Annotated in this window: 22 protein-coding genes; 9 read left to right on the forward strand and 13 right to left on the reverse strand. The window is 60.7% G+C overall.

Going from position 1 to position 25343, the window contains the following annotated elements:
- Positions 1–14 precede the first annotated feature (14 nt).
- The 6 genes from ACP15S_RS12065 to ACP15S_RS12090 all read right to left on the reverse strand — a co-directional run bounded on the left by ACP15S_RS12065 (position 15) and on the right by ACP15S_RS12090 (position 5883).
- A complete protein-coding gene (locus tag ACP15S_RS12065) occupies positions 15–1136 on the reverse strand; it encodes a hypothetical protein (protein ID WP_425039889.1) in 1122 nt (373 codons plus the stop codon).
- Positions 1126–1473, reverse strand: a complete 348-nt coding sequence (locus ACP15S_RS12070) for a hypothetical protein (protein ID WP_425039890.1) — start codon at positions 1471–1473, stop codon at positions 1126–1128. The genes ACP15S_RS12065 and ACP15S_RS12070 overlap by 11 nt, the downstream gene beginning before the upstream one ends.
- A gap of 184 nt (positions 1474–1657) precedes the next feature.
- Complete coding sequence (locus ACP15S_RS12075; RefSeq protein ID WP_425039891.1) at positions 1658–2734, reverse strand: hypothetical protein; 1077 nt, start codon at positions 2732–2734, stop codon at positions 1658–1660.
- 118 nt (positions 2735–2852) lie between these two features.
- Positions 2853–4181 carry an NAD(P)/FAD-dependent oxidoreductase gene (locus ACP15S_RS12080; protein WP_425040891.1) on the reverse strand — a complete coding sequence of 443 codons (1329 nt, stop codon included), beginning with the start codon at positions 4179–4181 and terminating at the stop codon, positions 2853–2855.
- Complete coding sequence (locus ACP15S_RS12085; RefSeq protein WP_425039892.1) at positions 4181–4996, reverse strand: ABC transporter permease subunit; 816 nt, start codon at positions 4994–4996, stop codon at positions 4181–4183. Before ACP15S_RS12085 ends, ACP15S_RS12080 begins: the two co-directional genes overlap by 1 nt.
- Positions 4993–5883, reverse strand: a complete 891-nt coding sequence (locus ACP15S_RS12090) for an ABC transporter permease subunit (protein WP_425039893.1) — start codon at positions 5881–5883, stop codon at positions 4993–4995. The genes ACP15S_RS12085 and ACP15S_RS12090 overlap by 4 nt, the downstream gene beginning before the upstream one ends.
- 174 nt (positions 5884–6057) lie before the next feature.
- Between ACP15S_RS12090 and ACP15S_RS12095 the strand changes: the two genes are divergently transcribed.
- Positions 6058–6852: a hypothetical protein gene (locus tag ACP15S_RS12095; protein ID WP_425039894.1), complete on the forward strand. Its 795-nt coding sequence runs from the start codon at positions 6058–6060 to the stop codon at positions 6850–6852.
- Positions 6853–6858: 6 nt separating this feature from the next.
- On the opposite strand, the gene ACP15S_RS12100 is transcribed toward ACP15S_RS12095, so the two are convergent.
- Positions 6859–8220 (reverse strand): ABC transporter ATP-binding protein, encoded by a 1362-nt coding sequence (locus ACP15S_RS12100; RefSeq protein ID WP_425039895.1) that lies wholly within the window; start codon positions 8218–8220, stop codon positions 6859–6861.
- Between the two features lie 63 nt (positions 8221–8283).
- Positions 8284–9369 (reverse strand): polyamine ABC transporter substrate-binding protein, encoded by a 1086-nt coding sequence (locus ACP15S_RS12105; RefSeq protein WP_425039896.1) that lies wholly within the window; start codon positions 9367–9369, stop codon positions 8284–8286.
- A gap of 150 nt (positions 9370–9519) precedes the next feature.
- On the opposite strand from ACP15S_RS12105, the gene ACP15S_RS12110 reads away from it, so the two are divergent.
- Both ACP15S_RS12110 and ACP15S_RS12115 read left to right on the forward strand, forming a co-directional pair.
- Positions 9520–10170, forward strand: a complete 651-nt coding sequence (locus ACP15S_RS12110; protein ID WP_425039897.1) for a GntR family transcriptional regulator — start codon at positions 9520–9522, stop codon at positions 10168–10170.
- Between the two features lie 58 nt (positions 10171–10228).
- Positions 10229–11623, forward strand: coding sequence for an aspartate aminotransferase family protein (locus ACP15S_RS12115; RefSeq protein WP_425039898.1), 1395 nt, complete (start codon positions 10229–10231; stop codon positions 11621–11623).
- A 31-nt stretch (positions 11624–11654) separates the two neighbouring features.
- On the opposite strand, the gene ACP15S_RS12120 is transcribed toward ACP15S_RS12115, so the two are convergent.
- On the reverse strand, positions 11655–12827 hold the full coding sequence (locus ACP15S_RS12120; RefSeq protein WP_425039899.1) for a M24 family metallopeptidase: 1173 nt from the start codon (positions 12825–12827) through the stop codon (positions 11655–11657).
- 260 nt (positions 12828–13087) lie between these two features.
- On the opposite strand from ACP15S_RS12120, the gene ACP15S_RS12125 reads away from it, so the two are divergent.
- The 6 genes from ACP15S_RS12125 (at position 13088) to ACP15S_RS12150 (ending at position 18776) form a co-directional block, all read left to right on the forward strand.
- Entirely contained in the window at positions 13088–14191 is a 1104-nt protein-coding gene (locus ACP15S_RS12125) for an ABC transporter ATP-binding protein (RefSeq protein ID WP_425039900.1), read from the forward strand.
- Positions 14192–14304: 113 nt separating this feature from the next.
- Positions 14305–15408 (forward strand): extracellular solute-binding protein, encoded by a 1104-nt coding sequence (locus ACP15S_RS12130; RefSeq protein WP_425039901.1) that lies wholly within the window; start codon positions 14305–14307, stop codon positions 15406–15408.
- Positions 15409–15466: 58 nt separating this feature from the next.
- Positions 15467–15763: a DUF1330 domain-containing protein gene (locus tag ACP15S_RS12135; protein ID WP_425039902.1), complete on the forward strand. Its 297-nt coding sequence runs from the start codon at positions 15467–15469 to the stop codon at positions 15761–15763.
- Positions 15756–16043 (forward strand): DUF1330 domain-containing protein, encoded by a 288-nt coding sequence (locus tag ACP15S_RS12140; RefSeq protein ID WP_425039903.1) that lies wholly within the window; start codon positions 15756–15758, stop codon positions 16041–16043. The genes ACP15S_RS12135 and ACP15S_RS12140 overlap by 8 nt, the downstream gene beginning before the upstream one ends.
- 3 nt (positions 16044–16046) lie before the next feature.
- Entirely contained in the window at positions 16047–17594 is a 1548-nt protein-coding gene (locus ACP15S_RS12145; RefSeq protein ID WP_425039904.1) for an ABC transporter permease, read from the forward strand.
- 3 nt (positions 17595–17597) lie between these two features.
- Entirely contained in the window at positions 17598–18776 is a 1179-nt protein-coding gene (locus ACP15S_RS12150) for an ABC transporter permease (RefSeq protein ID WP_425039905.1), read from the forward strand.
- A gap of 115 nt (positions 18777–18891) precedes the next feature.
- Here the strand turns inward: ACP15S_RS12150 and ACP15S_RS12155 are convergent, their stop codons facing one another.
- From ACP15S_RS12155 to ACP15S_RS12170, 4 genes are all read right to left on the reverse strand, one after another.
- Entirely contained in the window at positions 18892–22002 is a 3111-nt protein-coding gene (locus ACP15S_RS12155; RefSeq protein ID WP_425039906.1) for an alpha-mannosidase, read from the reverse strand.
- A 194-nt stretch (positions 22003–22196) separates the two neighbouring features.
- Entirely contained in the window at positions 22197–23933 is a 1737-nt protein-coding gene (locus ACP15S_RS12160; RefSeq protein ID WP_425039907.1) for an ABC transporter ATP-binding protein, read from the reverse strand.
- A 117-nt stretch (positions 23934–24050) separates the two neighbouring features.
- On the reverse strand, positions 24051–24230 hold the full coding sequence (locus tag ACP15S_RS12165) for a hypothetical protein (RefSeq protein WP_425039908.1): 180 nt from the start codon (positions 24228–24230) through the stop codon (positions 24051–24053).
- A gap of 2 nt (positions 24231–24232) precedes the next feature.
- Positions 24233–25147 carry an ABC transporter permease gene (locus tag ACP15S_RS12170; RefSeq protein WP_425039909.1) on the reverse strand — a complete coding sequence of 305 codons (915 nt, stop codon included), beginning with the start codon at positions 25145–25147 and terminating at the stop codon, positions 24233–24235.
- Positions 25148–25343: the final 196 nt, after the last annotated feature.

Here is a 25343-nt window from a genome sequence, read left to right on the forward strand (position 1 = left end):
CAGGGCCGCCCGCTTCAGTACCTCAGAACGCGTCCGCCCGGGCTCACCACAAACTTGCGTACGTCGCCGAACCCCGGAGGGTTGCGCTCCGCCAGAACCTGAAAAGGTCGCTGCGGCAGAATCAGCGCGCGCTGCATATCTGTTGCCCCCATCTCGGCGCCGCGCCCGGCCATCGGGTCGAGCGCAAAGACCTCCCGCTCCACGGTCCCGAACCATCCGCTGCGCTCTTCGCGCACGTAATCACTTTGCAAATCCTCGACGGTCCAGACCAGCGCCCAATCACTGCCCTCAGGTGCCTGTGCCTCGGAAAGAACGCTCCGAATTGGCCCGTTTTGCTGCGTGAAGGCGCTGGAATACATGGGGCCGAGGTGGAACCGCCGCAGGCGCTTGGGATGCAGGTCGTCGAAGCTCTCGTCAAAGCCCTTGGCAATCGTCAGAAGCTTGAGCCCGGCCAGCGCCTGTCCGATCAAATGCGCCTGTGCTTCCGGCCAACGGTACTGGTCTTTGGGCAGCGCCGTCTTGCCGCTGTCTTCGACCTCCATCAGGTAAACCGTGGGCAGGTTGATCTGGCTGTCATAGACCGCCCAATGGACGAGGTAACGTCTGCGATCCTCTGTGATATTGGACAGCCATTGCGCCTCGGGGTGGTTTTGCGCCCAAAAGAGCTGCCCACGCAGAATTTCTTCGTAATAGAGCCGCTGCGACAGGGCGAATTGCAGCTTTGTCGGATGCGCCTGATCGCGAATGATGCGACGGACCATATCGTCCTTGATCTCATCTTCCGACGGCAGCGTGCTGAGATGCTTTTCGGCGTTCTGGGCGTCATTGGCCATCGTGAGAAGCTCATTGAACACAGGGAAGCCGCTCTCGCGGGTGTCGATGGCGAGCGAGCCAAAGAACTGCCCCGTGTCGCGCCCCGTGAGCAGGTATTTCATGCCCAGCGCCCGAAAGGTAAAGCCAAGCCCCAGTACGTAGCGGGTCAGGACCTTTACATCCTGTTTGGACAAGCTGCCTTCCGTCTCCATCACCGCGGCAACCCGGCCCAGATGGGCGAAGATCGCATCGAACTTGGCGAAGTAGCGGCGGGAATGGTGCAGGTCGGTGAGGCCGCTCGCGTCGCGGGTGTCATTCGTCATGGCGCCTCCTGCTTAGAATGTGACGCAGCAGGGCCGATCCAAAGATGACGACGGCAGCCAAAATCAGCCAGTTACCATGGACACCCTTGAACCAATAGGCAAGTGCATTTGTCTCAACCCAAACAGTCTCATCGGGAGCCGCTCCGCGTGGGGTTAAGTTGATCATGTATTTGCCGTCCAAAACATCTCGGCCGATCACTCGACCAACCAACGCTTCATAGGCAAAGCCTGACACCACGATAAATGGTACCTGCAACCAAGCGATAATCTCGATTGTCCAAAGCCTGTCAGTGACCTGATCAACAATCATTTCTACCACTCGACGCATCTCAGCCACGCGAAACGCCGGGCAATGCCAGCCCCATGGATGGTGATTGGAACAGTCCCGCTGAGCACTTAATGTCTGCCAAGTCCGAGCGCAGTTCGAGCGACGTGCAAAGGCGACCCAAAAGCCATCCCCGGTGTGGGGCTGGCTTTGTCCGGCGGGGCTGACGCCCCTCGATTCCGGACGAGTGCCTCACTCAACCACCATAAGCATTGCTGTCGTGCTTCTCCACGATGCTGGCAAACCGCCGGGCGAAACGCTCGTCGGCCTTGGCCTTGGCCTCCAGAACATCGCGGGCAAAGACCATGTGATCCTCGTGCGCCTCCAGCATGTCGGCCATTTTCTGGTTGGTCGCGGTGCCGATGGCGGCCATGGCGGATTGCGCTTCCTGATCGGTTTTCACGCCGATCTCGTTGATCCGGTGGGCCACATCCTGCTGCTGCGCTGTTTTGAGCGATTTGGTCAGCGCGTCATAGAGAACGACCCGTTGCTTGGTATCCGTCTGCAGCTTGTTGATCAAAACCATCTGCGTCGCCGCCTGGTTTTGCAGCGAGTCGACCCAGGATTTTCCCTTTTCGATGTAGCGCTCAAGGGTCTGGCTCTTGGCCAGTTTGACCTGCTCGTCCTGCACCAGCGCGTTGTAGGCTTTGTTGAGATCGGCCAATTCCGTCTCCAGCTTGGTGCGCGCAGCGGCGTCCTGTTCGACGGAAATCCTGTTCTCCAGGTCAATGATTTTCGGGTCCATGCTGACAATTTCAGCGCGGACTGCCTCAAGCTCACCGACCGTAAACTCCCGATCATCCAAGGTCGCGGTCAGGTTGGTCTCGACCTTCTCTTTCTGCTCATTCAGAACTGCGAGCTGCCCTTGCAACAGCTGCGTGATGACATCGGATTTCGAAATCAGGTCTTGCAGCTTGTCATCGATGCTGGCCGTCTTGATCCGCTCTTGGCGCATGGCGTCGGCGCGATCCTTGGCGAAAAAGCCCACGAAGCTTTCCCAACCCGTCTTGGTCCGCATTTCGTCAAAATCTTTGGAGAACGCAGCGGTCACGTCATCGAGCCCCATAATGAGCTCCGCGATATTGGCGTTCATCACATCGGTATGCGCATGCACATCCTCAAGCGTGGCGTTTTCGATGTCGATGGCAATGTCTTCGCCGCTGTCCATCTTTTGCCGCGCAATCTCGATCCGGCTCGTGAGTTCGGAAATCTTGGATTGTGCCTCGGCCACCTGTGCCTGACTTTCGCGTACCTGCGTTTCAAAGTTTGACATGAAAACTCCCTCGTTATGAATGGCTTGGCCTCTATATAGGCAATGTAATGGCTATTTACATTACCGGGCCATCGTATTTGCGCTGAGTGTGGCAAATCTTGACGGGCTTGGGAAGCAATCAGACGTCAGCCAGCTGCAGCCCTGCGTTCACCGCCAGAAGCAGCGCGCGGCGGTAGCGGCCAAGCGGAAACTTTCGCGGCACGTCACGAAAGGCTGCCGGATAGGGTCCATCAGGCGCGCGGTCCCGGACGAGATCAGCCAGCAGTCTGCCCGCATAGCTGCCCATAGCGACGCCATTGCCATGATAGGCCAGCCCGGCAAAGGCGCCCGGCATCTCTGGAATTTCCCCAACGAAGGGCGTCCGGTTGCGGGCGAGACATACAAGGCCCGACCACATGTGCGGGATCTCGACCTCTGCCCAAGCGGGAAACATTGCGTGGAAATCAGCCCGCATCTTGCGCCGCAGACGGGCTGTGGCGCGCGGCGTGGCAAAGACGCCACCGCGCATTCCAAAGAGAAACCGTCCATCAGGCAGCAGGCGGAAATAATGCAACAGATGTCGCGTGTCATAGGCCATTTGAGCGCTGGTCCAACCCTGCGCCTCTTGCTCAGCCTGCGAGAGAGGACGCGTAGCAAGAATATTGGACTGCAAGGGCAGGACGCGCGCCCTGAGCCAGTCCGGCACGTCTTCCGAGGAGTAGCCATTGGTTGCGATGATGATCCGACGGGCCGTAATCCGCGCTTCCGGCGTTTGCAGCGTGAATCGTCTGCCATCATATGCAATCGCGGTGACGGGCGAGCTCTCTCTGATCTCCGCGCCTGCGGTTAGCGCGGCTTGAGCCAGCCCGTGGACATATTTGCGCGGGTTCAGCGCAAAACCGATGGGCAGGGTCATCGCGCCGCGAAAGGGGCCGTTCATCCCATGTTGGCGCAAAGCGTCTTGCGGGATCAGCTCAGGTGCCAAGCCATAATCCTCGCGCAGCGCCTCAACGTCTGAGAGCAGCGCCCGCCAGTGTCGTGGCGTGTGCGCGAGCAGGGTCTCGCCCTCGGAATGCCGGTCCACATCAATGCCTTCATCGTCGAGCATCGCCTCAACATGATCCACCGCCGCCCGTTCCGCATCCCGGTAAGCCCGGCGACCCTCGCCTCCATAGGCTCGCACTAAGGCCGCGTTGGATATCTTGCCCCCACCCAAGCAACAAAAGCCGCCGTTGCGCCCCGAGGCGCCCCAGCCGATGCGCTCGGCTTCCAGAAGCGTAACACCTTCGCCCGCCCGCGCGAGATGCAGCGCGGCGGTCAGTCCGGTGTACCCTCCGCCGATGATGGCAATATCCGTGTCCGCATCGCCCTGAGCAGATGGCAGGGTCAGATTGGGCGACTCGACGGCCCACAAGCATGTGTTCAGCGGCTCTTGTCCATAGGCCCAAGGCTCATAAACCCGCTGCATCACGTGCGGGCGGCGGCCTGTTCGTCACGGCTTTGGCGCAGGGCCGCATTCTTGGAAACAAGCGAGGCGGAGATAACCCCGACCGTTACAATTGCGATCATGATCGTCGAAAGCGCGTTGATTTCCGGGCTCACGCCAAGCCGCACAGCGGAGAAAATCTTGATCGGCAAGGTCGTCGCAGAGGGCCCGGCCGTAAAGGAGGCGATCACAAGATCATCAAGAGAAAGCGTGAAGGCCAGGAGCCAGCCCGAAATCACAGCAGGCGCGATGATGGGCAAGGTCACGAGGCGAAATGCGTCAAAGGGCGTCGCCCCAAGATCCAGCGCCGCTTCCTCCAACGACCGGTCGAAACTCACCAGCCTTGACGAGACGACAACCGAGACAAAGGCCATCGAAAAGGTGGTATGCGCGAGCACAATGGTCAGGACACCGCGATCCAACCCGATGCCGATGAAAAGCAGCAGGAGCGAGAGGCCCGTGATGACTTCCGGCATCACAAGGGGCGCATAGATCATGCCTGAGAAGAGCGTGCGCCCCGAAAAACGGCCCGCGCGCACCAGCACATAGGCCGCCATCGTGCCCAGAACTGTGGCCAGGGTTGAGCTGGCCACGGCCACCTTGATGGTGACCCAGGCGGCATCGAGAAAGGCCTCGTTTTGCAGCAATTCGCCGTACCATTTGGTCGAGAACCCAGCCCAGACCGTCACGAGTTTGGAGGCATTGAACGAATAGATCACGAGGATCAGCATCGGCAGATACAGGAAAGCGAAACCAAGTGTGAGCGAGACGGCATTGAATGTCGAAAAGCGCTTCATCCGTCTTCCTCCCGTGCCTTCTGTTCATTACGCTGAAACAGGATAATCGGGATGATCAGGATCAACAGCAAGATGATCGCCACGGCGGAGGCCACGGGCCAGTCCCGGTTGTTGAAGAACTCTTCCCAGAGGATTTTGCCAATCATCAAGGTCTCGGAACCGCCCAGCAACGAGGGGATCACAAATTCGCCCAGCGTCGGGATGAACACCAGAAAGCATCCCGCGATGACGCCCTGTTTGGACAGCGGAAAGGTCACGAGCCAGAACGCGGTGAACTTTGAACAGCCAAGGTCTTCTGCCGCCTCAATGAGGCTTTCATCCATCCGTTCCAGCGCGGAATAAATGGGCAGGATCATGAAGGGCAGATAGGTATAAACGATGCCGATATAGACCGCCGTGTTGGTGTTGAGGATCGTGAGCGGCTCGGAAATCAACCCGGTCCACAACAGGAACTGATTGAGCAGCCCCTCATTCGACAGGATCCCCATCCACGCGTAGACCCGAATGAGAAACGAGGTCCAAAACGGCAGGATCACGAGCATAAGCAGCGTCGGGCGCCATTCAGGCGCGCTGCGCGCCATGGCATAGGCAATCGGATAGGCCACAAGCAGAGTGATAAAAGTCGAGATCAGCGCAATCTGAACCGATGACAGATAGGCGCGCCAGTAGAGATCGTCTTCCGTCAGAAAAACGAAATTTTCAAAATCGAGCCCCGCAAAGAACGCCCGCAGCGCCGCCCAGCCGCCCGACAGGTCCAGCGTCGGCGTGTAGGGCGGGATCGCGATGGCCGGATCGCTCAAGGAAATCTTCAGAACAATCAGAAACGGGATGAGAAACAGCCCGAGAAGCCAAAGGTACGGTACGAGAATGAGAGCAGCGCGGCGCATGGCAATCCAGCTTTGTGACTGGGGCAATTGGGCCGCAAAGCCCGTAGCTCTGCAAGGGGATTCTGCATGTCTGGGGCGGATCATTGGCGCTGCGCCCCCAATCCGGGCACCCGGCGTTGTCTCATCGCCATGGCTGCTCTAGCCTGCCGCGCAAGGCAAAAGACAGGGCAAGCCATGGCGCAGCTGGTTGTACATGCAGGCTTTCACAAGACGGGCACAAAGAGCGTGCAGGCATGCCTTGCAGCCAATGCGCCCCTCTTGGCGCCGCAAGTCCGCATCTATCTCAAAGATGACATTCTGCCTCTGACCAAAGCCGCACGCGCCTATTCCGTTCAAAGAACCGCACCAGCGCTCGCGGCTGTCTCGCGCGCAGCGGAGAATTTTTGCAGCCACATCGCGGCGCAGGGCTCCCAAAACGTGGTTGTGTCCTGCGAGGATCTGGCCGGCGTCATGCCCGGGAGGCGCGGGGTGGAAAGCTACGCTGCGGTTCCCATGATCATGGACGTCATAGCCCAAGCGGTCCGCAAGCATCTGGGATCGACGCTGGATCTGACCTTGGTCTTTACTCTGCGCGACCCCGATAGCTGGCTTGCATCGCTCTGGTGGCAACATCTGCGCAGCACGCGCTACACATTGGATGCCCGCTCCCATGCCCGGCAGATGCAGGAAGCAGCCGATTTCGAGGCCATTATGGCCATGACGCGCAAAACCGTCCCAGAGGTGCAAGTCGTCGCAGCGCCGCTTGAGGAATACCGGGATTTGCCGCACGGGCCCGCGACTGTCCTGCTGGATATTCTGGAAATCCCGGCAGAGATACAGCGCGACATGGAGCGCGGCGCCATTGAAAACAGCAGGCCCGCTGGCAAGTTGGAGCCCGTCTTCCTCGCGCTCAACCAAAGCGACCTGCCCAACGCTGTTGTGACGGAGACCAAGAAACGTCTGATGCGCGCCGCGCGGCGTTTGCGCTAGGCGATTTCAGCTTTCCAGAACGACACCCGCAGTCGCGGTAAAACTGACCCAGACATCATCTTCCCAGGTGATATCGCGGCGCGCGATGCGACGTGTGTTGGCGATCTGGGCTTTCATCATTGTGCCATCCTTGAGCGACACGTGATACGTTGAGCTGTTGCCGAGATACCCGATATCGACCACCTTGCCTTGCAGCGCATTGACCGCATCCGGGCGCTCTTTCGAGATCCCCACCTTCTCGGGCCGCAGCGCGAGCGTGACAGGTTTGCCATCGAGCGCGGCATCCCCGTTGACGGCAACAACGGGCGCCGTGCTGTCGGCCCATTCGATCTCGATGCCACCCGCTGGTATATCGATAACCGCCACAGGGGTTTGGTCGCGCTCGGCAAGCGTCGGCGCGGGCAAAGCGCGGGGGTCTTCTTCGTAGTCCAGCTCGCCCAAAACCGGGCGCAACACACGGTTATAGAGCCGGACCCCAAGCGCATTTGGCCTGATCTTGCGGTCCGTTCCAACGGCGGCGGGGCGCGGTTTGGGCGCGGGCTCCGCAACAGGCTGGGGCGACGGCACATCGGGTTGATCGGCGCGGGCGCGCGCCGTGCCACGGATCAGGTTCACGTCGCCGATAAAATCAGCCACGTAAATCGAGTTGGGCGCCTCATAGATCTTCTCGGGCGTATCAACCTGTACGATCCGCCCCTCATCCATCACCGCCACGCGGGAGGCCACTGTCATTGCCTCTTCCTGATCATGGGTCACGATAACGAAGGTCGTGCCGGTCTTTTCCTGAATGTCCATGAGCTCGAATTGCGTCTCTTCACGCAATTTCTTGTCGAGCGCGCCGAGCGGCTCATCAAGCAGCAACAGCTTCGGCCCTTTGGCAAGTGAGCGTGCAAGCGCCACGCGCTGACGCTGGCCGCCCGAGATCTGATGCGGCTTGCGGCGTGCGAATTTCTCCAACCGGGTGAGGCGCAGCATCTCTGTGACACGCGCCTCAACCTCGTTTTTGCTCTTGCCGTCACGCTTCAGCCCAAAGGCAATATTTTCCCAAACGCTGAGATGCGGGAACAGCGCATAGCTTTGAAACATCATGTTCACGGCGCGCTTGTTGGGTGGGACATCCGCCATATCCTGCCCGTCGATCAGGATCTGACCCGAGGTGGGCGTCTCGAACCCCGCAAGCATCCGCATCATCGTCGTCTTGCCACAGCCCGAGGGGCCAAGCAGGGCAAAGAATTCGCGCGGGTAAATGTCCTGCGTCAGATCATCAATGGCCGTAAAGTCGCCGAAGCGCTTGGTCACGTTCCTGAACTGGATGAGCGGCTTGGCCTCGGGATCATTCCACGGCGCAAAGGTGGCATCATTGACCATCGGCAGACCTCCGAGTTGGGGCGGGCCGCCAGATCCAGAGGATCCGCCGGCCCGAAACAGGCATCAAGTGCCCGATTTGATCTTTGTCCACAGGCGCGTGAGGCTGCGCTGTTCGCGCGCGCCCCAGGGCGTGACCGTGTAGAGATTGTTCAGCGCGGCTTCATCGGGATAGATCGCCGTATCGCCGATCACGTCTTCCAGAAGAAACTCTTTGGAGGCTTCATTGCCATTGGCGTAATAGACGTAGTTCGACGCCGCCGCCATGTTCTGCGCATCCATGATGAAGTTCAGGAAGGTATGCGCGGCATCCGGGTTCGGCGCGTCCACGGGGATGGTCATCTGGTCAAACCACATCAGCGCGCCTTCGGCGGGCGCGTTGTACGCGATCTCGACCCCATTGTCGGCCTCCGCTGCGCGGTCACGGGCCTGCAGAATGTCGCCAGACCAGCCAAAGGCCACGCAGATATCGCCATTGGCCAGCGCGTTGATATATTCCGACGAGTGGAACTTCTGGACATGCGGGCGCACGGCCATCAGGATTTCTTCGGCCTTGGCGAGCGAATCCGCGTCTTTGGCATCGGTCGGCATACCGGCATAGGCCAGGGCGGCAGGGATCATCTCGGTCGGCGCATCGAGGAAATGCACGCCGCATTCGGCCAGCTTGGCCATATTGTCGGGGTTCATGATCAGCTCAAGCGAGTTGATCGGAGCGTCTGCGCCGAGGATCTCGGTCACCTTGCCGACGTTCACGCCAATGCCCGTGGTGCCCCACATGTAATTGATCGAGTATTCATTCCCGGGATCATAGGTGGCGGTGCGATCTTCGATCACGTCCCACATATTCTCAAGGTTTGGCAGCTTGGATTTGTCGAGCTTCTGGAAGGCACCGGCCTGGATCTGGCGCTGCATGAAGGTTGAGGTCGGCACGACCACGTCATAGCCGGACCCGCCCGCCAGAAGCTTCGTCTCCAGCACTTCGTTGCTGTCAAACACGTCATAGATCAGCTCGATGCCCGTTTCGGCTTCAAACTTCTCCAGAAGGGCTTCATCGATATAATCAGACCAGTTGTAAACACGCACTTCATCGGCCAGCGCCGTTGTTGCCAAAAGCGCCGCCGTGAGCGTGCCGGTCGCGATACGATAGGACATTTATTTCTCCCGTTGAACCTTGCGGCGTCTCATCCACGCGCCGCTTTCAGGTAACATTTGATCAAACTGCGCCCGTCAGGGCAATATCATGATGCAATCACGCAACGGCCCGACTCGCAAGAGAGCAATACATGGCGCGGAAATAAGCAAATGAACGCCTCAAACCCCGGAACGCCTGCGCATCAGCAGGTCTATGATGCCTTGCGTCGCAAGATGCTCTTCGGCGAACTCGCACCCGGGACAGCTGTTACGATTCTGGGCATTGCCAAAGATCTCAACGCAGGCATGACCCCGGTGCGCGAGGCACTGCGGCGTTTGGTTGCGGCCGGCGCGCTGGAGTTGCAAGGCAACAGGCGGGTCAGTGTCCCGGTTCTCAGCGCCCCGGCCATCGATGAGATCGATCATGTGCGCCAGGCCGTCGAGCCTGAGTTGGCGCGGCGTGCCTGCCTTCGGGTGACACCTTCGGACATTGCGCGGCTCCGACAGATTGACCTCGCGTTGGATCATGCGCTCGCCGCTGGGGATATCGGCGGTTATCTGGGGCAGAATTACCGCTTCCATGCTGCACTGTACGCCGATGCGGATGCACCTATCCTCGCCTCGATAACCGACAGGCTTTGGCTGCGGTTCGGGCCTTCCATGCGCGTGATCTGCGGACGCCTTGGCACCGCGCAGCTTCCCGATCATCACAAGGCCATCCTCGATGCCCTCGCCGCGCGGGATCCGCATGGCACGGCACAAGCAATGCAGGCCGATATCGCGCAAGGCACGCAGCATCTGCGCGCCGCTCTGGACACTTGATTCGATTGACCCGCAAAAATTTGATCATATTCTGGCATCAGCCATCGGGAGAGCGCACATGAACATCATCACCAACCACATGCCAACTCAAGAGCTGCAAAGAATTGACGCCGCTCACCATATGCACCCCTTTACCGCGGGCCACGCGCTGGCCGAGAAGGGCGCGCGTATCGTCAAGGCGGCCAAAGGTGTCTGGTTGACCGATACCGATGGCGAGCAAATTCTCGACGCCATGGCCGGGCTGTGGTGTGTGAATATCGGCTATGGGCGTGATGAACTGGCCGATGCTGCCGCGCGCCAGATGCGGGAGCTGCCCTATTACAACACGTTCTTTCAGACCTCCCATGTGCCGGTGATCGCCCTCGCTTCACGTCTGGCCGAGCTCACGCCGGATGGTTTGGATCACGTCTTCTTCGCAGGCTCCGGCTCGGAGGCAAATGACACGAATATCCGTATGGTGCGCCACTATTGGGCGCTCAAGGGCCAGCCTGAGAAGCGCATCATTATCTCGCGCAAGAACGCCTACCACGGATCCTCCGTCGGATCAGGCAGCTTGGGCGGCATGGTCGGCATGCATGCGCAGGGCGGCTTGCCGATCCCCGACATTCACCACATCAATCAGCCCGATTGGTGGTCTGAGGGCGGCGAGATGGACCGTGAAGAGTTTGGTCTGGCACGCGCCCGCGAGCTGGAGCAGGCCATCGAGGAACTCGGTCCGGAAAACGTCGCCGCGTTTATCGGTGAGCCCGTGCAGGGCGCTGGTGGCGTGATTGTCCCGCCCGAGAGCTACTGGCCGGAAATCCAGCGCATTTGCGATCACTACGGCATCTTGCTGATCGCGGATGAAGTGATTTGCGGATTTGGCCGGACAGGCAACTGGTTTGGCTCGCAGACCATGGGCATCCGCCCGCATATCATGACAATCGCCAAGGGGCTGTCATCGGGGTACCAGCCCATTGGTGGCTCGGTTGTGTGCGATGAGGTAGCCGACGTGATCGCCTCAGGGGAGTTCAACCACGGCTACACCTATTCCGGCCATCCTGTCGCTTGTGCTGTCGCGATGGAAAACCTGCGTATCCTCGAGGAGGAAAAGGTCGTCGAGCATGTACGAGATGTGGCCGCGCCCTATCTCGCGCAGAAATGGGCAGAACTCGAAGAGCATCCCATGGTGGGTGAGGCGCGCATTGTGGGCATGATGGGCTCACTCGCTCTGACGCCTCACAAAGCCAGCCGCGCGGCGTTCAAGGCGGAGAAAGGCACCGTCGGCTACATCTGTCGCGACAGGTGTTTCGCCAACAATCTGGTGATGCGCCATGTCGGCGACCGCATGGTCATCTCGCCGCCGTTGATCCTGACGCCTGCAGAAATCGACATCCTGATAGAACGCGTCTGGAAGAGCCTCGATGAAGGCATGGCAGAGGTGAAGGCCGAGGGTTTGTGGGAGAGCGCCTGATTGGCGCGCTCACACTTCTTGGGGGGTGAGCCTACTTCCTGATCAAAGCCCGGGGGCGATTGCAGAAAGGGCGGGCGGGGCCGTTGGGCATGATCTCTATGCTTTCGGTGATCGCGATTCCCCAATCATCCATCCAGAGGCCGGGCATGAAGTGAAAACACATGCCGGGTTCGAGCACGGTCTCATCCTCTTCGCGGAAGGAAATTGTCCGCTCGCCCCAGTCCGGCGGATAGCTCAGCCCGATGGGATAGCCGCAGCGCGCCGTGCGCTCGATGCCTGCTTTGCGCAAAGCGGCATTTAAGGCCCGCGCCACATCGCGCGCCTGATGGCCTGCGCGGGCCGCATCCAACCCAGCCTCCAGACCTTCGAGAACCGCCGCCTCGGCGCGGATCATGGCCTCCGGCAGCTCACCAATGAAAAACGTCCGGCACAGCGGTACGTGATACCGACGGTAACACCCCGCGATTTCGATGGTCGTCGCTTCACCTGCGCGAAGCGGATCACCGTTCCACGTCAAATGTGGGGCGGCGGCATCGGCACCTGACGGAATGAGAGGGACAATGGCCGCGTAGTCGCCCCAATGACCGTCCGCGCCAAGGATCGCATCGCGCAACATATCAGCCACAATCTCGTTTTTTGGCACACCCTCTGCGGCCTTGTCCAAAGCCCCATCCAGCACCCGCTCTGCAATACGCGCGGCGCGGTGCATATAGGCCAGCTCAGCCTCTGACTTGACCGCACGGCACCAATTCACGAGCCCCGTCGCGTCGGACACATCGTCAATTCCCTCTGCCAAGACGGCATGCGCCTTGGCAGAGAAATAGTAATTATCCATCTCCACCCCGAGGCGTGCCCCCGACAGACCACGCGCGCGCAGGCACGTCACAAGGTCTTCCATCGGATGCCGGAGCTCGGTCTGGATATAGTTTTCAGCATAGCCGTGGATGTCATCCGCCCCCATCCAACAGGTGCGCCGCGCACCGGCGGCATCCTGCATGCGGCCCCACCAGACAGGCGCGCCCTCCATGGGCACGATGACCCCTTGATGAACGTAGAACGACCACCCGTCGTACCCTGTCAGCCAGGCCATGTTGGAGGGGTCCGTTACGAACAGACACTCCAGCCCGCGCGCTTGCATCATCCGGCGCACGTCGGTCAGACGGGCCTCATACTCCGGCAAGCCGAAAGGCAGGGATTGCGCCATGTCTTATCCTCTCATTTTCCAGCAGCTTGCGGCACGTGCGGGCGTATGTCGCGCAAAAAAGTGCGGCACTTCAGGTCAATTGTTGAAAAAGCATGAAATCGCAGAATATTTGGCTATATAAGCATGGGCGTTCAGCCAAACCGCCTGAATCTGCCGTTTTGCAAGTGCAAAGTGCCGCAATCCGGTTGCATCCGGGTGTCAGGCGCGCTTACCCTCCCTGCGACAACGGGAAACCCCGGAGACCAACAGGGAGCCGCTTTTTGGCCGACGCATCGACCCAGAATGCGTTCGTGGAATTCGAACGCGTGCAAAAAAGCTACGACGGCGAAACGCTTGTCGTGAAAGACCTCAACCTATCCCTGCCAAAGGGCGAGTTTCTGACCATGCTCGGCCCGTCAGGCTCGGGCAAGACAACATGCCTGATGATGTTGGCCGGGTTCGAGACAGCGACATATGGCGACATCCGCCTTGATGGCGTTTCGATCAACAACATCCCGCCGCACAAGCGCGGCATTGGCATGGTATTTCAAAACTACGCGCTATTCCCGCATATGACGATTGCCGAGAACCTGTCCTTCCCTCTGGAAGTACGCAAGATGGGCAAGTCCGACCGCGAGGCGAAAATCACGCGCGCGCTCGACATGGTCGAGATGGGCGCCTTCGGTGGGCGGCGTCCGGCGCAGCTTTCCGGCGGTCAGCAACAGCGGATCGCTCTGGCGCGCGCGCTGGTGTTCGAGCCGGAGCTCGTGCTGATGGACGAGCCGCTTGGCGCGCTCGACAAACAGCTGCGCGAAAAGATGCAGTTCGAGATCACCGATCTGGCGCACCGGCTGGGCATCACGGTGGTGTATGTGACCCACGACCAAACCGAAGCGCTTACAATGTCGGACCGTGTGGCCGTCTTTGACGATGGCCGCATTCAACAGCTTGCGCCGCCCGATACGCTCTATGAAGAGCCTGAAAACAGTTTCGTGGCGCAGTTCATCGGCGAGAACAATACGCTTGAAGGTGTGGTCAAGGAGATCAAGGGCAACACCTGTATTGTCGAGCTTGATGATGGCGAGATCATCGACGCCATCCCGATCAATGTGAGCCGCGTGGGTGAGCGCACCCGCGTCTCGATCCGACCAGAACGGGTTGAGTTCAACAAGGATCGTCTGAGCCCCGATGCCCATACGCTCAAGGCGGAAGTTTTGGAATTCATCTATATGGGTGATATTTTCCGCACGCGCCTGCGCGTTGCCGGGAATGAAGAATTCATCATCAAATCCCGCAACGCACCCGATCAGGTCCGCCTCACACCTGGCCAGCAGATTGAGATCGGCTGGCTGGCGGCAGATTGCAGGGCGCTCGACGCGTCCTGACCCATGCCGGTGTCGCACCTCACGCGGCACCGTCGCACAGGCGCCCGGCCGGGCGCGCCCGTCGCCCTCCGGTCCGCCTTCTACCTTTCGTAACGGGTAACAGGGAGTTACAAATGAAAAAGACAGCTCTTCTGGCCACCTCTGCGCTCTGCGCGGCTGGCGTGGCCTTTGCTGGCGGCCATATGGCATCGGAGCTCACGCTCGTGTCCTGGGGCGGCGCCTATCAGAAATCGCAGGACCGTGCCTACGCACAGCCCTACCAGGCGATGAATGATGGCTTCACCTACAACTGGGATGAAAGCTCGGCGGAAGCCGTGGCCAAACTGCGCGCCATGAATGAGGCGGGCAATATCACATGGGATGTCGTCGACGTTGTGGCGGCCGATGCTATCCGTTTGTGTGATGAAGGTCTCGCCATGGAGATCGATTTCGACGAAGCGCTCGCGCCCGCGCCTGACGGCACATCCGCGACGGACGACTTCGGCGATCTGATCGTCTCCGATTGCTTCATCCCGCAGATCGTCTACTCGACGACTTTCGGCTACCGTACGGACCTCGTGGGTGACACGGCACCGACATCTGTCTGCGCTGTCTTCGACACGGAAGCATATCCCGGCAAGCGTTCGCTCGAGAAGCGCCCGATCAACAACATGGAATGGGCTCTGATCTGCGACGGCGTCGCCAAAGATGACGTCTACGACGTGCTGGAGACCGAAGAAGGTCAGGATCGCGCACTCGCCAAGCTCGACACCATCAAGGATGATGTTGTCTGGTGGTCCGCTGGCGCCGATACGCCCCAGCTGCTGGCTGACGGCGAAGTCATCATGGGCTCGACCTACAACGGCCGCCTGTTCTCCGCGATCGAAGAGCAAAACCAGCCCATCGCGATGCTCTGGGATGCGCAGGTGTTTGACCTTGATGGTTGGATCATTCCCGCCGGTCTGCCCGAGGATCGTCTCGCCCGTGCGATGGATTTCGTGAAATTCGCGACAGACACACAGCGTCTGGCCGATCAGGCGAAATACATCTCCTATGGTCCGGCGCGCGCCTCTTCCGCACCGCTGGTGGGTCAGCACGCTGACCTCGGAATCGACATGGCACCCCATATGCCAACCGATCCCGCCAACGCCGAGAACACGTTCCTCTACAACTACGAGTTCTGGGCCGATTATCGCGACGATATCGACGCGAAATTCCAAGCCTGGCTGGCTCAATAATCAAACGGCAGGGCGGGAAAAATCCCGCCCTCCTGTTCTATTTGCTGCAGAGTTCGACATGCCCAAAGGATACGTCATCGCACATGTGCACGTGGAAGATCCTGAAGCCTTTCGCACCTATGTTCAAAACAATGGCCCCGCGATTGCGCGCCATGGCGGACGTGTTTTGATCAAAAACGACGATGCAGAAGTCGTCGAAGGCGAAAGTTACGAGGTACATGTCGTCATCGAATTTCCCAGTTTCGACGCCGCCAAGGCCTTTTACAACGACCCTGTTTATCAGGAGGTCGCAAAGTTTCGACAGGGCGCCGGGCTCAATACATTGATCCTCGTGGAGGGAGTTCCCGATGCCTAAAGGCTACATCATTGGCCATGTGAGCGTGCATGACGCTGACGGGTATGCGCCCTATTCCGCCATCAATAATGAGATCCTGCCCCGTTTCGGAGGCCGTTTTCTCGCGCGTGGCGGCACGTCCAAATTGCTGGAAGGCGGGGAGCATCCGCGCCATGTCATCATCGAGTTTCCCTCCTACGAGGACGCGCTCGCTTTCTACAATTCGCCGGAATATCAGGACAACCTCAAGACCCGTCAGGCCAATGCCGACAGCGTCATCATGGTTGTCGAAGGAGTGTAATCCATGAGTGATGCCACAGGTCCCATGCTTGCCGCTGACGGCACGCCGCTCAAGAAGTCGCTCGCGAAGTCGCTGCGCAACCGCAAGATTCGGGCGCTGCTACTGATCGCGCCGCTGCTGGCCTTTGTTCTGGTCACCTTTATCGCGCCCATCGGGCAGATGTTGTTGCGATCGGTTGAAAACCACATCGTGGAAGACACGCTGCCTGAGACCGTCGCCGCGCTGGCATCATGGGATGCAAACAGCGGAGCTGTCCCGGATGAGGCGGTTTTTGAAGCGCTTTATCTCGATCTCGGGCTCGCTGTGGAGCAAAAGCTGCACACACGGCTGGGCTCGCGCCTGAACTATGAAGAGACCGGCATGTCCTCGCTCTTCCGGAAGACTGGACGGCGCGTCGGGCGCTTTGACACTGATGCTTACGCCGATGCGTTTCAGGATATCGATGCGGCATGGAAAGATCCCGCCACATGGGTTGCGACCTTCGAGGACAGCACCGTGCGCAGCGCCTTGCCCCTTGCCACCCGGGTTTGGGACAGATGGGCGGCCTATGTGAGTTCGGAAGGGGATGATCCGGCAGAACAAAAGCTGGAGGATTACCTGTCCGCCGCGCTCTATTATGATCTGCGCGACAATGATCTGCCGGCGAATGCCCCTGCCAATCTGGCCGCTCTGGACGCGGCCATCGCCGAGATTGCGCCGGTGCCACTCGTAGAGCAATTCCTCGATGCTGATGAGGATTGGGCTGATCTGGATGTCTGGACAACGATGCAGACCTACAGCCCGCGCTACACGACGGGCTATTTCCTGAACGCTGTAGACATGGAAAAAAGCCCCGACGGCGCCATAGCCAAACCCGAAAACCAGCAGATCTACATCAAGCTCTTCTGGCGCACATTGGTGATGTCATTGGCGATCACCGCATCATGCATCCTGTTGGGCTATCCCGTGGCATGGCTCTTGGCGAACCTGTCTTCGCGCACCTCGAACCTGTTGCTGATCCTCGTGCTCTTGCCATTCTGGACCTCTCTGCTGGTGCGGACGTCGGCGTGGAAAGTGATGCTGCAGGATCAGGGCGTCATCAATGACACATTGGTTTGGCTGGGCCTCGTCGCGACAGACGACCGGCTGGCGCTCATCAACAACCAGACCGGCACGATCATCGCCATGACGCATATCCTGCTGCCCTTCATGATCCTGCCGCTCTACTCGGTGATGAAGACCATCCCGCCCACCTACCTTCGCGCCGCCAAATCCCTTGGCGCGACGAACTGGACGGCCTTCTGGCGTGTTTACTTTCCGCAATCTGTCCCGGGCATCGGGGCGGGCTCGATCCTCGTCTTCATCCTGGCCATCGGCTATTACATCACGCCCGAGATCGTCGGCGGCACGTCGGGGATCTTTATCTCCAACCGGATCGCCTATCACATCTCCAGCTCGCTCAACTGGGGCCTCGCGGCTGCATTGGGCGCGATCCTGCTGGTGCTCGTTCTGGGGCTCTACTGGTGCTACGACAAGATCGTGGGCATCGACAACGTCAAGCTGGGGGGCTGATCCATGGCACTCACACCTGTCACGCCGCAACCCCTGTCCTTCGTTGTGCCCGTCGTGGCCGCGTTTGGGGCCTTCTTCGGCATATTCGTGGGCGCTGCCAACGGGTCTTCGCTTCTCGGCTGCGTCGGCGGCGCTATCCTTCTCGCAATCATCGCGGCGGTATTGCGCACAGTTCTGAAAGACCAGCCTGCACTCGGCAAATGGGCCTCGATCATCGGCTTTGGTCTGGTGGGCTTTTTGCTAGTCGGGATCTCCGGAGGCATCATCGCACTGTTTCTGGGCTGGTTCTTTGCGTGGCTGATTCATTGGCTCGGCGAAGGCACATATCGCGCGACGTTGCCGCCCTACCTCACAGCAGGTCAGGTCCTTTGGCACTATACGTTCCGCGTGATCTGTGGCGCGATCTTTGTCTTCCTGATCACACCGATCATCGTCGTCATGCCGCTGTCATTCAACGCGCAGGACTTCTTCACCTTCACGCCTGAGATGCTGCGGCTTGATCCTGCCGGCTACTCGCTCAAACACTATCAGGATTTCCTGACCAACCCGGAATGGACCGGCGCCGTGTGGAACTCCGTCAAGATCGCTCCGGTGGCGACGTTCATTGCAGTCGTGTTGGGCACGCTTGCGGCGATTGGTCTGTCTCAATCCCATGTACCCGGACGTCAGGCGATCATGGCCATCCTGATCTCGCCCATGATCGTGCCGTTGATCATCTCGGCCACAGGCATGTATTTCTTCTACTCCGACATTGGCCTTGTGGGCACCTATTGGGGTATCGTACTGGCCCATGCCGTGTTGGGCATCCCCTTCGTGATCATCACCGTTACTGCGACGCTTGTGGGCTTTGACCAGTCCCTGACCCGCGCCGCAGCCAACATGGGCGCGGACCCGGTCACAACCTTCTTCCGCGTGCAAATGCCGCTGATCCTGCCCGGCGTGATCTCTGGCGGGCTTTTCGCCTTCATCACGTCGTTTGACGAGGTTGTCGTTGTGCTCTTCCTGGGCTCTGCGGGGCAGCAAACACTGCCGTGGCAGATGTTTACCGGTTTGCGGGAACAGATCTCCCCGACGATCCTCGCGGCAGCGACCATTCTGGTGGCAATCTCGATTGTCTTGCTCACCGTCGTCGAACTGCTGCGTCGCCGCTCGGAGCGCCTGCGGGGCATGAGCCCCGCCTGAGGCTGGGGCTGCTTCGCGAGACATCTGGGCAACGACAACACGGTCAAGCAACTGATAATCGGTGCTATTCCTGGTGCGCCATGGTTCAGGTGTCCGATGTAGTCCTTCAGGGCTTCTACGCTAGCGTGAGGCGCAGCGTTTTGATCTCATGCGGGCGGAAGCTCAACTTGACGCGCCCCGCCTCCACCGGAACGGTCGCGTCAGGCGTATTGAGCAAGTCACAGACATGCGCTTGCAGCACCTGTTCCGGCACGCGCAGCCGCACAGGGCCGCGCCGCCCGTGGGCTTCGTAGAGCCTTAGAAAAACAGTGTTTTCTTCGGCGCCGGGCAGGATCGTCTCAATCACAACAAAGTCCTGATCAACTGCGATGTCCTCGGGCAGAGCACCACTCTGCCCCGTGACCTCCAAGACATCCGCCCCATCATTGAGCAACGCCGCCGCTTCGCGGACGCGGCCTTCGCGCCAGTCGCCGATGTGGGGGAACAAGGAATAAGTGAAGTGATGCAGTCCCTGATCGGCTTGCGGATCGGGCATGGTGGAGGATTTGATCAACGTGAGCCGCAACACGTTGTCCCGCACGTCATGGCCGTATTTGCAATCGTTCAGAAGCGCCACGCCGTAGCCCGGCTCCCATAGATCGACCCAGCGATGCGCGGGCACTTCAAACTGCGCCGCGTCCCAGCTGGTATTGCGGTGTGTCGGACGGTGCACCTGCCCCCACTGAATATCATAAGTCGCTGAATTTGCTCGGATATCCACCGGGAAGGCGACCTTGAGCAACGTATGGGTCTCGTGCCAGTCGACCTCCGTCTCGAAGTCGATCCGCTTGCTGTCGTGATGCAGTTTGATGACTTGCGTGATGCGCGAATGCGCCCATGTCATCTCGACCCGAATGGCAACCCGCAAGGGGCCATGCTCCAGAATCTCCACCGTCGCAGGCCCATGCAGGGGGGTGCAGCGATCCTCGATATGGGTATCGATATCCCAGGCATCCCAACATATGGGGCGATCTTCGAATGCATGCAGCAGGTTGCCCATCGCGCCGGGCGCCAGAACGTCTCGTTCAGCCTCCTTGTCCCAGACCCGCGAGAGCCGCCCCTCCCCGTCGATCTGCACCCGCACATGCGCGTTCTCCAGCACGACACCGGTCGACAATTCCTGCACGGAAACAGGGGCTTGCACCTCCGCGACATCATTCGCAACCCGCAGGGGCACAATCCCGTAGCTCGGCACTTCCGGCACCTGAACCAGAACACCACCTTCAACAGACTGCCCCGGAAGCGCTGTGCCATCCATCAAAGCCACAGGCCCGGGCACCACAACATGTTGTGTCTGAACATGGGATGTCAGATTGGCCACCAGATGCTCAGCCCCCTCCGGCGCGCGATCCGTGAGGGCTTTTGTGCAATTCGCCCTCTGAATCGCACAAATCCCCTCGATCTCGTCGAAATCAGCGCGCGCATCGTTAAACACTTGTGAAATCGACGTGCCCGTCAGGATGTCGTGGAACTGGTTGAGGCACAAAAGCTCCCAGGCGCGGCCCAGATCAAGGGCCACTTCGTCCCCCGCCAACCGCGCCAGCGCAGCCAGGGCCTCGACCTTGTGCAGCGCAATCTCGGCACGCCGGTTTGCGCGCTTGATCCAGGCCTGTGACGTGAGCACGCCGCGATGGCCTTCGAGATACAGCTCGCCCGACCAGAGCGGCAGGGCCGCGCCGCTCTCCTCGATCTTCTCGAATGCCGCGCGCACGGTGCTCATCGTGAGCCGGGGCGCGCCGGGCATCGCCGCATAGGCCTTGGCCTTCTGGATCAGCTCCTCCGTCGGGCCCCCGCCCCCATCGCCATAGCCAAAGCAAATGGGCAGATGCGAGACGGTATGCTTGAGCGTGTTGCGCCGCCATGTGCCCAGCACCTCCGGCGCGGTCAGGTCGGATTTGTAATTTGTCGGGAAGGGCAGGTATTGCACATCGCGCGGCGTCGTCAGGACATGGGCCAGCACGCGCGTGCCATCGAGCCCTTCCCACCAAGTGCTGCTTTGCACCTGATTATACTGGTTCCAGTTCAGCTTGTTGGTGCAGAACCATTTGAGCCCCGCCTGCGCCATGAGCTGCGGCAGGCAAGCCGGAAAGCCGAACGTGTCGGGCAACCACAGGATCGGCGTTTCCGTCTCGCCAAAGTGCGTGCGAAAGAAGCCCCGCCCCAGCTGGATCTGACGCACAAGCGCTTCGCCGGAGGGCATGTTGCAATCAGGTTCGACCCACATCGCGCCCATGGGCTCCCACTGGCCCGCGGCTACGCGGTCCTTGATGCGGTCGAAGATCTCGGGGAAATCCTGCCGCGTCCAGTCGTAGAGCTGGGGCTGGGAATGGGAGAAGCGGTAGTCGGGATGCTCCTCCATGAGCCGCAGCACGTTTGAATAGGTGCGGGCGTTCTTCTGGCGGATCTGGGCGGTGGGCCAGAGATAGGCCACATCCATATGGGCATGGCCGATCGCGTGCAGGTCCACCTCCATGGGCGGGCCTGCTGCAGCGATCCCCGCATCAAGCCGGGCGCGGGCCGCCTCCAGCGAGCGGCGCATGCGCCGGTTGGCCTTGCCACGCGTATCCAGCGCCAAGAGCGCATCATCCAGCGCATTGAGCAGCCGGTGTTTTTCCGGCCGCTCGTCATCGAGGTTCTCGGCCACATCAAGCGCGACCTCGGCACGGGTGACGAAATCCTCAAGCGCGATATCGTGGTTGACCAGCCGCGCCGTTCCCATGAAGACCATGCGCCCGTCATTGGGATCGGGCGGCCAGGAGGTCCAGCCCGTCCACCCATGCAGCGCGAGCTTGCGGGGGCGGCCATCGGCGAGGCCTGGGTCGAGCGGGATCGTATGGTGATAGCGGTCAGCAGAGGCGATGGGCTGGCCGTCGATATAAAGGAGCGCTTCGGGGTGGGTGAAGATATCGCCCGAGACGCCAAGAGGCAGGTGGAGCGCGGGCGCGTCCCAGCCCGAGGGCAGCGTGAACGCGCCAGTCAGGAGAAAATGCGTGTCGGGCCGGGCCCAGTGGCTTTCCCATGGGATCTCGGCGCCGCCCTCGGGGTGAATTTCGGGGGGCGTTTCGGGTGTGTCGAACGTGTGGAGCCTGAACGGCGCGAGCGGCTCCCCCCAGGCGAAGCGGCGGGTGCGCAGAAGATCGAGCCGGGTGCGGATTTTCTCAGCGGTGAAGCGGTTGGCGTGGGACATTTTACACTCTGCAAACCGGGAGACGCGACTGGAGCCTGCCCGTGGGGTGGCGCTGCGACGCCCGTTCTGTGCGCTTTATGCTGGCCAAATCCGAATGCCGATTGGATGGGACACCATCCTCACCAGAGCGCCAGCCCGCCGGGACGGGCAGGCGCTGGTCGCGGCGGCTTCGCCTTGACTCCGCGACTGTTAAGCTAAGCATCCCCACCCGTCCTGAGCGTGAAACCCGGCACATCTCCACGGAAGACCGTTTTGGCGTGATCGCCTGTGACTTCCATTGCATCGAGATCAGCGCGCGCCGCGTCGGCATTGCCCCAGGGGCGCGAGACATCCGGCCAGGGGATGCTCTCGATCAGCAGCCGCGTATAGGGATGTTGCGGATCGCCGATGACCTCTTTGGGCGGGCCCGCCTCGGCCACATGGCCCTTGTAGAGCACCATGACGTAGTCGGAGACGTGATAGGCCGTGGCGAGATCATGGGTGATGTAGAGGATCGTGATGCCGTGCTGGTCCTTGAGGTCGTAGATGTTTTTCAGGATCGAGGCGCGCAGGGATGCGTCGACCATGGAGACGGGCTCGTCCGCGATGAGCAGTTTCGGCGAGAGCATAAGCGCGCGGGCCACGATGAGCCGCTGCCGCTGGCCGCCCGAGAGCTGGTGCGGGTAGCGCGACAGGACGAGCGACGGGTCCAGCCCGACCGCCTCACAGGCCTCTTCCATGGCCTTTTGGGTGGCTTCGGCTGAGCTGCTCAGACCGAAGCGTTTGTAGGGATAGGCCAGCGCGTGATTGACCCGGTAGAACGGGTTGAAACAGGCATAGGGGTCCTGAAACACCGCCTGCACATCCTTGCGGAAGGTGAGGTTTTCAGAGCTGTTGATCTTGCTGAGGCCCTGGCCTTCGAAGAGTACCTGGCCGGTGGAGGGTGCATTGAAGCCAAGCATGAGCCCGCCCATGGTCGATTTGCCGGAGCCGGACTGGCCCACGACCGAGATGATCTTGGGCACCGCGCCATCGAGCGCGAAGGACATCGGATGCAACGCTGTGACCTCGCCATAGGTCTTCGTCACGCCTTTGAATTCCAGCAGCGGGGTTGTGGCCTTTGCGGGCGCGTCGGGCACTTCGCGTGTGGGATCGAGGAAAGAGGGCCCGCCCACGAGGGGAACCGAGGAGATGAGCGCCTGGGTATATGGGTGCTTGGGCGCTTCGATGATCTGGCGCACCTCGCCATGCTCGACCAGTTCCCCATCCTTGAGCACGGCCAGTTCATCGACCGATTGCGCCATAAGGCCCATATCGTGGCCAATGAGGATGAGGCCCGCGCCGAGCTGGCCCTGGACCTCCGAGAGGGTCATCATCACTTGGCGTTGGGTGACGACGTCGAGGGCGGAGGTGGGCTCGTCGGCGATGATCAGGTCAGGCTGGAGCGCGACGCCGATGGCGATGCAGACGCGCTGTTTCATGCCGCCTGAGAGTTCGTGGGGGTAAAGCGCGCCCACATGGGCGGGCAGGCCCACAGAGGCCAACACCTCTTCCGAGCGGCGTTGCAGCGTCTCGCGGTCGGTCTTGCCCTCATGGGCCACGATCCCGTCCCAGATCTGGTTTTCGACGCGCATGACCGGATTGAGGGAGTTCATCGCGCCCTGGGGGATATAGGAGATGCGCTTGAGGCGGATGCGGCGCATGTCTTCTTCCGAGAGCGCGAGCACGTCTGTGCCATCGCCCAAAACCACCTTGCCCCCGGCGACGCGGCCAGGTGCGGCGAGCATGCGCATGGCGGCGAGCGCGGTGGTGGTTTTGCCTGACCCGCTCTCACCGATGAAGCCCACGCGGCGGCCCTTGGCGATGGTGAGCGAGACATCAGCCACCGCGTGCACGACGCCGCGATTGGTCGGGAAATCGATGGAGAGGTTGCGGATGTCGAGGATGCTCATGGGCGGTGCTCCTGCGGCTGGTGGGAGCTGGGGGCGCTGCCCCCGTCGCGCTGGCGCGCGCCTCCCCCGAGGTATTTTGAGGCAAAAGAAGGGGTGGGAGCGTAGGGAGTGGCGGCGTCAGTCATAGATCACCCCCGGCTGCAAAATCTCGAAAGCCTTGATCTCAAACTCGTAATACTCACCGCTGGCCTTGGCGGCGCGGGCCATGAGTTTGCCATCGTCATTGCGGAAGACGGCATGGGTTGAATGCAGGGCGCGGTAGCAATGGGAGCCGTCGGGATAGATGTATTTGATCATGGTCACAGCTTCCTCAGGCGGGGGTTGGAGACCTCATCGAGGCCAAGGTTGATGAGCAGCAGCCCGATGAACATCACCGCGAGCAGCGCCGTCGGGATGCCCCACCACCACCAGAGGTTCTGGATGAGCGCGCCATTGTTGATCGCCTCGTAGATCGTGCGGCCCAATGTGGGGATGCGTTGGGGGCCGAGGCCCAGGACTTCGAGGCCCACAGCGGTCACGATGGACGTTGTGACATTGGCGATGAAGGAGCCGAAGAGATAGGGCACCAGATTGGGCAGCATCTCGCGGAACATGATGTGCGAGGTCGGCGCGCCGGAGAGGCGGGCCATTTGTACATAGCCCGACTCCCGCATCGAGAGCACCTGTGCGCGGATCAGGCGCGTGGGCGATTGCCAGGCGAAGCCTGCGATGAGGATGGCCATCATGGTGAGGGAGACGTCGCCATAGGCGGCTTGCACGACCACGAGGATCAGCAGCGGCGGAATGGTGATCATCACGTCGGACAAGACGCGGATCGTGTCATCCGTGCGCCCGCCGATGAAGCCTGCGGAGAAGCCCAAGGAGATGCCCAGCGTCATGCCGATGAGGGAGGCCAGCACGCCCACGTATAGCGTATTGGGTGCGCCGACGATCAGCAGCGCCAGCAGGTCACGTCCGCCGCCGTCAGTGCCCAGCGGGTTGGCCAGCGTGCCTTCCTGCCCACGCAGATTTTCGAAGCCCACGGGCGGGATCTTGAGCATGCCGGAGCCGGTGAAGACCAGATCGGGATCCCAGAAGATGCGGCCCAGCAGGCCCAGCGCCACGATGGAGAGCAAGAGCCCCGCGCCCCAGAGGAGTTTGGGGTTGAGCCATGGGTTCTCGAACCGGCGCATGCGTTTGCGTTCGCGGGCGGTGAGGTCGGTTGTGTCGGTCATGGGAGGGATGCTCCTCGTGGGGAGGGGGGCTTGGGCACCAAGAATGGCTGGTGGGTGCCGCTCTCGGGACCTTGCGGTGCAAGGCCCTGCCGCGCACGGATCGAAATGCGTGCATTTCGATCTGCGCAATTCGCTTTCGCGCACTGCGTGAATGCGTGCATTCCCGCGGGGTGCTGCTCTCGGGACATTGCTCCGC

It is taken from the genome of Primorskyibacter sp. S187A (assembly GCF_049800955.1).
In the GTDB taxonomy this organism is placed as follows: Bacteria; Pseudomonadota; Alphaproteobacteria; order Rhodobacterales; family Rhodobacteraceae; genus JAKVBH01.